The sequence below is a fragment of the Succinivibrio sp. genome (assembly GCF_045124615.1).
Taxonomy (GTDB): Bacteria; Pseudomonadota; Gammaproteobacteria; order Enterobacterales; family Succinivibrionaceae; genus Succinivibrio; species Succinivibrio faecicola.
The window spans coordinates 1-11,344 of record NZ_JBGVMC010000090.1 but is presented as its reverse complement, the minus strand read 5'-3'; the positions used below and the strand labels follow the sequence as shown (position 1 = coordinate 11,344).

Below are 11,344 nucleotides of genomic sequence, written 5' to 3'. Positions count from 1 at the left end.
TATAAAGATTCAGTACCAAACATAAAAGGAACTTTAGAATTTAATAAAGGTTTAATTGGCTATAAGACATTTATTGTTCCTTTATCAAAAGCAAATCTTGATCTAAATGCTACATATAACAGTTATGATCTTTCCTTTAACGCTCAGATTTTCAGGGATAAAGGTCAGGCAAATATAAAATTAAAAGTAGATAATCCATATTCAGCAAAGACACTATCAGGCTCTGTTGTTCTTGACGATATAGATTTGTCAGTATTTTCATCTGCATCAAATCAGATTAATGCTCTTGTAGGTAAGCTGAATCTTGATACAAGACTTTCAGGCTCAATTGGTTCACCACTGCTTTATGGCAAGCTGATGGCAAAAGGAAGAGCTGAACCTAGAATCAGTATCGGTCAGATAAATGAGTTTGACCTTCAGGTTGATGCAAATGGAAATACAGGCCTTATCAATGGTGAGTTAAAACTCAATGAGGTTCCTTTAAGTATAAATGGTAATCTTGATTGGGCTGAATCTCCTCTTGCTTCTATCAAAGTAAAAGGTCAGTCTATTCCTGTGTTCTTGCTTCACTATGGCGAGGCTTCAGTAGATATTGACACTCTTGTAAATATAAACAAAAAACTGAGTGTTCAAGGTGATATATATATTTCTTCAGCTCTAATAAAATTCAAAGATATTGAAAACTCTACAGTATCTCCATCTGAAGATGAAATTCTTATTACCAAAGCAAGTAACCTAAAAAAGACAACAGTATATCTTAAGGATAGACAGCTTAACAATGATATGAGCATTGATGTGAATGTTCTTTTAGGAGATAAGATCAAAGTTGATGCTATGGGACTTAAGGCAAATGCAGTAGGCTCAGTCAGAGTTATAAAGAGTACTGACAGTCCTATTGTGCAGGGACAGGGTAAGGTGTCACTGGTAAATGGACGAGTTGAGGTTTTTGGACATAAATTTATTGTGAATAAAGCTGACGCTATCTTCAAGAAAAATCTGTTTGTTCCATATTTAGATGCTGAAGTTGTAGTTGATCAGTCAACAATTGAAGATGATGTAACTGCTGGCGTATATATAAAGGGTAATACAAGTGCACCTCAGATACAGCTGTTCTCAAAACCTGCAATGAGTCAAAATGAGATTCTGTCATATCTACTATACGGACATGGACTTGAAAAGAATCAGGTAAATACAGACTCATCATCAGCACAGCTTCTGTTAACTCTTGGAATGGGTACGACAACAGGTGTAATTAATTCTATTGTAGGTATTTTTGGAATGGATGGTGTGCAGCTAGGTTCATCTGGATCTGGTGAGGATACACAGCTTGAAGTTCAGACTTATCTGACAAACAGAATTCGTTTATCATATGGTTATGGTATTTATAATTCAGTAAATGAATTTAAAATAAGATATGAAATTGTAAGAAAACTGTATGCTGAATTCATATCTGCAATAGATCAGTCAATAGATCTAATTTACAACTTTGAAGTAGATTAACGAGGTTGCAAGTGAAATATATTAATTCAAAAAAGAATTCTGATGGTCGCCTTGATGAAGATGTTGTTCTTGAACTTGAGTATGGTGATTTAATCAGTCATTTCGATAGTATTTCAATAACCTCATCCGATGATGTAAAAGCTCGGTCTTTTGCTTCACTGCAGTTAAGAGCAAAAAAAGCAATAAAAGATCTGCTTTCAAATAGCAATTCAAAGTTACTTATGCTTTGCGGCAGTTCTCTTGTGGATACAAATAAAGTTGCATATGAACTTGTTACTAAGATAAGTGGAACAGCTCCATCTATTTGTTTTGCACCAAGTAAAGAACAATGCTTTGGATCTAATAATCAAATAGGCGTACTAAATACTAAAGGCGTTGTAATAATGCCTTGTTCTCATCTTATTGATCATCCAAAATGGTTAGGTCTTGTTAATGCAAGTCTTGAAACAAATCAGCATTTAAAACTAATCTTAACAGGTGATGATACAGACTGTGCTGCTCTTAATATGATGTGGACGACACTGGATCATGTTATGAGAACCGATCTTGTTTTGGAGTATCCAGCTTTAGGAGCTGTAAATCTTATGGCTGGACTTATCAAGGATTATCAGGAAAAGTTCAATGTAAAACCTTTTGATCTTGATGCGATAAAACTTATGTGCTCTTGGTCCTCAAGACAGTCAGGTGACAGAAGGTACATAGGTATTCCTGAAATAAGATTATGTGATCTTGTTATAGCAGCAAGCTCTTATGCACAATCAAAATATGTTACATACAAGAATGTTTTAAAAGCTATTGGAGCTGAAGATTTCAGAGTTAACTCATTATCAGTTCTTGGTCTTAGAAATCACAAGGACAATCAGATCTTGCTTGCAACAAGAGGTGAGTCTGTAGGTCAGATAAACGGTCTTAGTGTAATTGAGACTGCTGGTACTTCTTATGAGTATGGAGAACCTGTAAGAATTACAGCTACATTAAGAGCTGGTGGTGAAGGCGACGTTATTGATATTGAAAGAAAAGCAGAGCTTGCCGGTCAGATCCATGCAAAAGCTATGATGATTATTAACGGCTTTTTATCAAACGAATTCTGTCAGGAAACACCTATGCCTGTGTCAGCAAGTCTTGTATTTGAACAGTCATATTCTGAAATAGATGGTGATTCAGCTTCACTTACTGGCTTGTGCGCAGTTGTATCAAGTCTTGCAAATCTCCCAATAAGACAGGATTTAGCTGTTACCGGTGCAGTTGATCAGTTTGGTGATGTTCAGCCGGTAGGTGGTCTTAATGAGAAAATAGAAGGTTTCTATAAAATCTGCAGACTACATGGTTTTACTGGTACTCAAGGCGTTATTATTCCAATTTCTTGCATAAATCAGCTGGTTTTAAGACCATCTGTTGTAAATGCAGTTAAAAAAGGAAAATTCCATATATATGTAGTGGGCCACGTAACTGGTGCAGCAAAGCTTCTTATGAATACTATCTGGGGGGATGAGAATATAGAAAATTCAATCTACTCAAAGATCTGCGATAGGTTAGATAGCGTATCTAATGAAAGAGAAACCAAAAGTTGGTGGCATTTTTGGTAAAAATGTATGTTCTAATATAAAATTAATCTAATTAAAATATTCTTACTTCATCAAATATGAAACAAGGAGTTTTATATATGAAGTTAAGAAATTGTGTTATCTTTTCTCTGTTATTAGGTCTTAGCTCAGTTTCTTCAGCTGGTGAAAGTTTTGGTTTTTTCTACCAGCAGAATAACAATTACGGTTCATCTGTTGGAATGAATTATGGATACGGTGTAGGAGCTCATCATCATCACCATGCGCCTCCACCACCTCCACCAAGACATTTTCATGAGCCTCCACCACCTCCACATCACCATGATTATGGTTATCATAGAGGTCATCATAAGAGAAAATTCCATCATCACCATTAATGGCTAATGACAGAATTTATACAATACCTTGATAGAAATATCAGGTATTTTTTTTATGGATAAATTCTTGATAAAACGTCCTGATATGCAGATATGCCAATAAGCTGTTTTACAATGGTAAGAGCAAATTCCATTGTATATGCTGGCGCTCTTCCTGTAATAATATATCCGTTTCCAGAAACTTCTACACCTTTATCAGTGAAATTGTCGTATCCGTTTTCTGTTCCTGGAAAACCTGCCATTACAGTACCATCATCTATAATTCCTTTATTATATAGAACAACTCCAGGAGCTGCACAGATTGCTGCTACATGACGTTTTTCATCTTTTTGTTTTTTTAGAATGTTTATAAGTTTTTCAGAAGATGCAAGTGTTTTAGTGCCAGGACCGCCAGGAACGATTACTATGTCGTAGTTTTCGCAGACCTCATCAATAGTCATATTACAGATTGTTACAGTTCCATTTGACAGTCTAATCATTCTGGTATTATCGCTTGTAACTGAAGCAGTTGTAACTTTGATTCCAGCTCTGTTTAATATATCTAATGTTGTAATTGCTTCAATATCTTCTGTGCCATTTGCCATGGCTATTAATGCAGTCTTCATTTTTCTCTCCACTAGTTTTTTTTTGTAATTTTATTTAATGATTAGAATAACGACAACTTTGTTAATATTAAAGTTAGTTGTAGGTCAAGAAACAAATGAAATTCTGTTAATAAATAATAAAATACGATAAAAATCAGATAGTAAGCTGAAATAATACAAAGAATAAACTAAGATTGTATTTAGTTTCTTTAGGGAATAAAATGAGTGGCTCCTCCTGCAAGACTTGAACTTGCGACATACGGATTAACAGTCCGCCGTTCTACCGACTGAACTAAGGAGGAACTTAGATTTTTGTTTTCAATCTCTTGAAAACGGAGATGATTATAAAGGCTGTTTTCAATTGTGTCAACAAAAGTTTGAAAAATTTTTTTATTAAAATCAATGAAAATTTTACAATACGCATATATATGCACTCTTATAAAAAAGAAAATATAAAATCATCAAATTTAATTGGATCGCCTAATAATACTATAATAGTCTTGTTCAGTTCACGGAATAGATAAAAATGAAAGAATTCAAACTGCATGCTAATTTTCAGCCAACGGGCGATCAGCCAGAGGCAATAGATAAGATCGTAAATGGGTTTTTAAATAAGGATAAGGCACAGACTCTGCTTGGTGTAACAGGTTCAGGTAAGACCTTTACTATGGCTAATGTTATAGCAAAGCTGAACAGACCAACAATGATTCTGTCTCATAATAAAACTCTTGCAGCTCAGCTTTATGGTGAGATGAAGGAGTTTTTTCCTGAAAATGCAGTTGAATACTTTGTATCCTACTATGACTACTATCAGCCTGAAGCTTATGTTGCAGCATCAGATACCTTTATTGAAAAGGATGCCAAGGTTAATGATCATATCGATCAGATGCGATTAAGTGCCACAAAGGCCTTGATGGAAAGAAAGGATGTTATTGTTGTTTGTTCCGTTTCTGCAATCTATGGTTTAGGTGAACCTGAAACCTACTTAAAAATGATGCTTCATGTAACAGTAGGAGAGGAAATAACTCAGGATAATATAACAAAAAGGCTTTCTGAACTTCAGTACACAAGAAACGATATCGGTTTTGAAAGATCAACTTTCAGAGTAAGAGGCGACGTAATAGATATCTATCCATCAGAGTCAGATGGATATGCCATAAGATTAGAACTATTCGATGATTGTGTAGAATCCATTAAGACATTTGATCCTCTAACAGGTGAAACTTTACAGAAACTTAAAAGAGTTACTGTATTTCCAAAAAATCATTATGTAACCCCAAAAGAGATCCTGCAAAGAGCTGTTGATGAAATAAAAGTAGAATTAAATGACAGATGTCAGTATTTTCTTAACGAAAACAAGTTACTAGAAGAGCAGCGCTTAAGAGAGAGAACAACCTATGATATCGAAATGATAAATGAGTTAGGTTACTGCTCAGGAATTGAAAACTATTCAAGATATCTTACAGGTCGAGAAGAAGGTGCTCCTCCACCTTGTCTTTTTGATTATCTTCCAAAAGACGGATTGCTCATTATTGATGAGTCCCATGTAACAGTTCCCCAGATAGGAGCAATGTACAAAGGAGACAGATCAAGAAAAGAAAGTCTTGTAAATTTCGGCTTCAGACTACCATCTGCATATGATAACCGTCCATTGAAGTTTGATGAATTTAAAAAATTACAGCCACAGACTTTATATGTCTCTGCAACCCCAGCTCAGCTAGAACTTGATGAATCGAGTCAGATTGTAGAGCAGGTTATTAGACCTACAGGTCTTTTAGATCCGATAATTGAGGTAAGACCTGTTGCAAGTCAGGTTGATGATGTTATGTCAGAAATCCGCTCATGTGCCAAAAAAAATGAGCGCGTACTTATTACAACACTGACTAAGAAGATGGCTGAAGAATTAACATCATATCTTTCAGATCATGATATTAGAGTAAGATATCTTCATTCTGATATTGATGCTGTTGAAAGAATGGAAATCATTCGCGATCTAAGATTAGGTGAGTTTGATGCTCTTGTTGGTATTAACCTTTTAAGAGAAGGTCTTGATATGCCTGAGGTATCAACAGTTGCAATTCTTGATGCTGATAAGGAAGGTTTTTTAAGATCAGACAGATCACTTATACAGACAGTAGGACGAGCTGCAAGAAATGTAAACGGAAGAGCTATTTTCTATGCAGACAAGATAACACCTTCAATGCAGATCACTATTGATGAGACTGCAAGACGTAGAGCAATTCAGGAAAAATACAATAAAGAGCATAATATTGTTCCAACGCAAATTAACAAAAAGATTGTTGATGTAATGGATCTTGCAATCAGTGAGACCAATTCCTTTAAGGTTCCTGAAGAGAAAAGAGCTAAACCTATATCTCGTGCTCAATGGGAGCAGAAGACTCTGTCAAAGCGCATAAATGCAAAGGATCTTACAAAGAGAATTGAAACATTAGAAAAGAGCATGAAGGAGCTAGCATTAGAACTTAAATTTGAGGAAGCTGCAGCTATCAGAGATGAAATTGCAGATTTAAGACAGGCTCTTATTCTTCTACCAGGAATAGATCTTTCTGAAACTGATTAGAAGTATGAATTTGTCGATACAGCTAGAAAAAAAGAAGGCAAATGCCTTCTTTTTTGCAGGTTAATAAAATTATATCAGTTCTGGTTTAAAGCATAGTTTTTCTGAGCTACATCAATCATGAAACCTAATACGTTATCAAGATCTTCCTCATCAAGTTCTGCTTCAATATCAACTTTTGCAACTTCACTAATGGTAGCTAAATCTGCAAGCATTTCCTTGTCCTTGATTTTCTCTAAAGAGCCGTCTTCTGAATTTACAGTAAGGCCTAAAGCAAAACCGTAAGATAGGTCAGCAAGAGTTTGAAGTCTTAGTTTTTTGTCAAAAGAAGAATCAGGCATGCTGAATAAATCTTCATCTCCCTTTTCAATCTTTTCTTTTAAATCCATACCAAGATTTGTAAGAACAGCGATAATTTCTCCTGGAAGTGGCTGATTGTCATTTAAAAGTGAAGAAAAAGAATTTATGAAAATTCTTGAACCAGCTTCAACACCCTTTGACATAATTCCTATCATTAAAGATGTCCAGACAAAAGGTGTAGTGGTGATTCCTGCTTTGTTAAGATCGTTTAATACCTTTGTATAGGTGCCGTTTTTTACAGTCATAAGATAACCTTTTCACTAATTTTTTTATAAAAATCTACTTTATGTATTATAATAGGCACAGGTTTGTGTGTCACCACAGATACATTCATTTTACTGAATTGCTTTTTGAAAAACGGAATTAAAAGATGCATCCAATGCTTAACATTGCAGTACGTGCTGCACGCCAGGCTGGTAATTTAATTGCTCGTAACATCGGTCAGCAGGATAACTTTGAAATCACTACAAAGAATAAAGATGATCTTGTTACAAGTATTGATAAACAGTGTGAAAAGGTAATTGTTGACACACTAATGAAGTCATACAGAGATCATTCATTCCTAACTGAGGAAGCTGGTCTTTTAGGTAATCCTGATTCTGAATATCAGTGGGTTATCGATCCTATTGACGGAACAACAAACTTTGTTCAGGGAATTTCTCACTGTGCAGTATCAATTGCTTTACGCCACAATGGTAAGACTGAAATTGGTGTAGTTTTTGATCCTGTTTTAAATGAGATGTTCACTGCATCTCGAGGTGAAGGTGCTTACCTAAACAGCCGCAGAATTCGCGTTTCTAACCGTGATTCTCTAGATGGAGCAATCATCGGAACTGCATTCCCTACAAGATATCGTGACAGAATGTCAGCTTATCTAGTTCTATTTTCACGCCTGATTTCAAACTGTGCTGATGTACGTCGTATGGGCAGTGCAAGTCTTGATTTATGCTATGTTGCCTGTGGTAGATTTGACGGCTACTTAGAGCAGGGTTTAAAGGCATGGGACTTTGCTGCAGGTGAGTTAATTCTTCGTGAAGCTGGTGGTATTACCACTGATTTTGCAGGCGAGGAAGGCTATGTAAAGAGCGGTAACCTAGTTAGCGGAAATCCTGCAATGTTACGCAGTCTGCTTAAGGTTTGCGAAGCTCAGACATTACCTGCAATCTTAAAGTAAGAAACAATCAAATCTAAAATGAAGGCTGACAGATGTCAGCCTTTTTCATAAGTACATTACAGTGATCTTTTATATAAAGGAAGAATTGTTGCAGGTTTATTTTTAAATACATCTCTAATCTGAGCTAAAAACACTTCTGCAGTTGCAAGACTGTCTATTAACGCATTATGAGCCTCATATTCAGGCAGATTCCTTCTTTCCCTTATTGAACTTAGTCTTACATCAATATTAGGATTAGCCATATTAAGCTTTCTTTCAATTTCCATAGTATCTAGCACAAGAAAAGGCAGGGGATCTTTTTTTCTTAGTCTTAGAATTTTCCTGATAAAGCCGCATTCAATATATGAGCAGTGAACAAGGATGATTTTTCCTGAAATCTTTTCTAGAAGATCATAAATGGCAACAGATATATCCTTACCGTTTGCAAGCAGTTCAGGAGTTATCTGATTTATTATTGCAGATTCCTTTTTTATTACATCTTCCCTGTTTTTAATATAGTAATGAAAGGTTGAATTGAACTGTATTGCCGATCTTGTTATATCGATACCTCCAATAGACAAGATCTGATCATTTTCAATATCAAGACCAGTAGTTTCAAAATCTATAGCTGTAATCTGACACTGCTTAATAGGAGTATCTTTGCTAACGTCTATCTTTTTATAGAACTGACGTAGCTCATCAGGACAGTGTTTTGATGAGCTGAATTTTTCAATCCTTTTGTTAAGTATCTGTATAGGATCTAATAAACTGAAAAGTCCCATTAGAGAATTCCTCGACCAGGAGCAAATCTGAATTGTGCTGCTTTTTGGTGTTTTGCGATAATTCTGAAAGCATCTCTTAAATGATTTCTTTCAAACTGACTTAAATCTTCTGGATTTATGTTATTAGTAAGCTCTTTGCCATTAGCAAGACTTCTTAGCTGATGATTAAATCTAACATGATTTAAGAATGTATATGCCTCTGCAAGTTCTTTGTAATCAACTTCCTTTAACAGATCACATTTTACAGCTGCTTCAAGTCTTTCATATGTATCAGTTGACAGACATTTTGCTGCGATACCGTAGATTCTTGCAAGTTCAATTATCAGGTTAATTGCCTGCTTTTTAATATTAAGATATGGATTGTTGTTTCCATCTTTCATTAGAACAAACTGTCTGAATGTACCTAAAGGAGGAGCAACATTAGTTGATATGGATACTAAGGTTGCTAGAAATCTGCTGTTTTCCTTTGCTTGATTAACAAGATGCTCTCTAAGCTCCTTTACAAGTCCAACATTACCGTGGATTGCTCTCATATCAAGGAAGACCGAGCTTGCAAGGATAGCTTCTTGAGTTGTATTTAAGATCCAGTCGTTGTAATACTCCTTCCACTTATCGATAGAGCACAGATACTTTTCATTTGAAGCCATAAAGTTTCCATCGCAAAGTGTGTAACCGCATTTATCAAGATTGGTATTAACAAAGTTTGCAAGCTCTCTAAAATAGGCAAGAGCTTTTTCATCAGGTTCTGACTGAGTAATTATGCAGTTATCCTGATCTGATAGAAACTGAACTTCAGAGCGCGCCTGAGAGCCTGCTGCAACAAAAGCAAAAGGCATAGGAGGCTCGCCGATTTTGTTTTGTGCAATTTTTATTAAAGCCTGACAGAAAGTATCTGCGATATGACTCATTACTTTCTGAATGGTATGTGGCTTTACATTCATCTGCACAAGAGTTTCAAAAATCTCTCTTTTTTGCTCAGATAATCTTACAAGTTTATCGACTGTTTTTGCTCTTGTAATTCTCTGACACAGATAAATAGCCTGAAGCTGAGTATTCTGAAGAAGACTTGTAGTTGAAACAGAGCCATAGATTTTTGAATTTTTAAGAACCGGCAGATTCTTGATGTTGTACATTACCATGATTTCTAGAGCATCATAAATTGATTTATCCGCATCTATAGTCATTACATTTGAAGTCATGATAGTTGATATTGGCATGTTAATATCAAGAGCTTTAGCAACAGCCTTAAGGGTAATGTCTGATTTTGTAACAATACCTAAAAGTTTTTCATTCTCCATTACCATTGCAAGATCTGTATTGTGTTCACCAAGTGTAATTGCAGTATGGCAAATAGAGGTATCCTTAGTTACTACAGCTAGATCGTGGGTACATACAGAATCAATACTTTTATTGTGGTAGGAGCCATTTTCATTACCACTCATTTCATCAGCATAATTATGTGATGAAGACAATCTAATCCATTCTTTAGAGTTAAAATAATCTCCGACAGATTTGTTTTTGGTAATAAGAAACTGAAGAACGTTTTTAGGTATCAGATACAATAGAGTATTCTCAAGGAAAACGACTTTATAGTCGGATTCTCCTTCTTTATCAATCTGAGTAAAACCAAAAGTGTCTCCTACAGACAGTCTAGCTCTTAAAGAGTTATCAATTTTATTTCTTTCCTCAACGCAACCTGCTCTAACCATGAAAAGACCCGCGCCTGCAAGATCTTCATTTTCAATGCAGTCATCTTTTGCATGATATGAGATTTCTATTTTGGTTGCAGTTGCATCTTTTTCAAGATCATTTAACTGTGAGAAAGGATATGTCTGTGAAATAAACTCGTATATATTAGGTAATAAAGACTTGTCCATAGCTTATTCCTTGGTTGAAACCTTATGTATAAGAATAATTATAGACTTGTAAACGGTTACATGATAGTGATCTGAATGATATGGTTCAAAATCTTGAAAAAAAACCTGCTCATTTTATGAACAGGTTTTTTGAGAATTATTCAGAAATTATAAAGCTGAATCAGATTTTTCACTTTCAGTTTCAGTCTTTTCTGAATTTTCATTGATGTAAGGTTCAGATGGACGCTTTGTATCGATTGATCTTGTGCTTGCTCCTGAGAAGCGGTTTGAGTAACCACCTGCAAGAGTAGATCTTTCAAAGTCAGCGCCTGACTCATAGTCACGGCCTGATGGAACAGACTGATAATCTACAGCATGAAGTTCTGGGGTAGAGATACCTTCAATACCATCTAGATTAGCATTCTTAAGACCGCCTGCTCGTACACTCTTTTCAAAATCAAAACCAGTTTCAAAATCTCTTGATGGAGTAGACTTTGTAAAATCTACATCATAGTCATCACCTGATTTCATTTCTTCAAAGGTATATAAACGCTCTTTTACCTTATATGGCTCAACAGTAGCGATCTTTGAT

At 35.4% G+C, this 11,344-nt stretch carries 10 protein-coding genes and 1 tRNA gene; 5 read left to right on the top strand and 6 right to left on the bottom strand.

Translation table 11 applies throughout. The annotated features are described in order from the left end of the window. The 3 genes from ACJML3_RS02485 to ACJML3_RS02475 all read left to right on the top strand — a co-directional run. On the top strand, window positions 1–1,500 hold a 1,500-nt coding region (locus ACJML3_RS02485), incomplete at its 5' end, for a translocation/assembly module TamB domain-containing protein (protein ID WP_406020305.1). 11 nt (window positions 1,501–1,511) lie between these two features. Next, window positions 1,512–3,086 (top strand): S16 family serine protease, encoded by a 1,575-nt coding sequence (locus ACJML3_RS02480; protein WP_331853821.1) that lies wholly within the window; start codon window positions 1,512–1,514, stop codon window positions 3,084–3,086. A 77-nt stretch (window positions 3,087–3,163) separates the two neighbouring features. Further along, window positions 3,164–3,439, top strand: a complete 276-nt coding sequence (locus ACJML3_RS02475; protein WP_406020303.1) for a hypothetical protein — start codon at window positions 3,164–3,166, stop codon at window positions 3,437–3,439. 53 nt (window positions 3,440–3,492) lie between these two features. Here ACJML3_RS02475 and ACJML3_RS02470 read toward each other — a convergent pair whose 3' ends face one another. Together ACJML3_RS02470 and ACJML3_RS02465 are read right to left on the bottom strand one after the other, a co-directional pair. Then, on the bottom strand, window positions 3,493–4,044 hold the full coding sequence (locus tag ACJML3_RS02470; protein WP_406020301.1) for a DJ-1 family glyoxalase III: 552 nt from the start codon (window positions 4,042–4,044) through the stop codon (window positions 3,493–3,495). 205 nt (window positions 4,045–4,249) lie between these two features. Continuing rightward, a tRNA-Asn gene (locus ACJML3_RS02465) sits at window positions 4,250–4,325 on the bottom strand. 224 nt (window positions 4,326–4,549) lie between these two features. On the opposite strand from ACJML3_RS02465, the gene uvrB reads away from it, so the two are divergent. Continuing rightward, the gene (gene uvrB, locus ACJML3_RS02460; protein ID WP_406020299.1) at window positions 4,550–6,604 is read left to right on the top strand and encodes an excinuclease ABC subunit UvrB; all 2,055 of its coding nucleotides are present in this window, start codon (window positions 4,550–4,552) and stop codon (window positions 6,602–6,604) included. A gap of 74 nt (window positions 6,605–6,678) precedes the next feature. Here uvrB and ACJML3_RS02455 read toward each other — a convergent pair whose 3' ends face one another. Continuing rightward, entirely contained in the window at window positions 6,679–7,206 is a 528-nt protein-coding gene (locus ACJML3_RS02455; RefSeq protein ID WP_406020297.1) for a hypothetical protein, read from the bottom strand. 125 nt (window positions 7,207–7,331) lie between these two features. Here ACJML3_RS02455 and suhB point away from each other — a divergent pair, with 125 nt between their 5' ends. Continuing rightward, entirely contained in the window at window positions 7,332–8,135 is an 804-nt protein-coding gene (suhB, locus tag ACJML3_RS02450; protein WP_406020295.1) for an inositol-1-monophosphatase, read from the top strand. A 56-nt stretch (window positions 8,136–8,191) separates the two neighbouring features. On the opposite strand, the gene ACJML3_RS02445 is transcribed toward suhB, so the two are convergent. The 3 genes from ACJML3_RS02445 to ACJML3_RS02435 form a co-directional block, all read right to left on the bottom strand. Beyond that, entirely contained in the window at window positions 8,192–8,896 is a 705-nt protein-coding gene (locus ACJML3_RS02445; protein WP_406020294.1) for an exonuclease domain-containing protein, read from the bottom strand. After that, window positions 8,896–10,773: a putative nucleotidyltransferase substrate binding domain-containing protein gene (locus ACJML3_RS02440; RefSeq protein WP_406020292.1), complete on the bottom strand. Its 1,878-nt coding sequence runs from the start codon at window positions 10,771–10,773 to the stop codon at window positions 8,896–8,898. The genes ACJML3_RS02445 and ACJML3_RS02440 overlap by 1 nt, the downstream gene beginning before the upstream one ends. 147 nt (window positions 10,774–10,920) lie before the next feature. Then, the coding region (locus tag ACJML3_RS02435) for a hypothetical protein (RefSeq protein ID WP_406020290.1) at window positions 10,921–11,344 on the bottom strand (424 nt) is incomplete at its 5' end.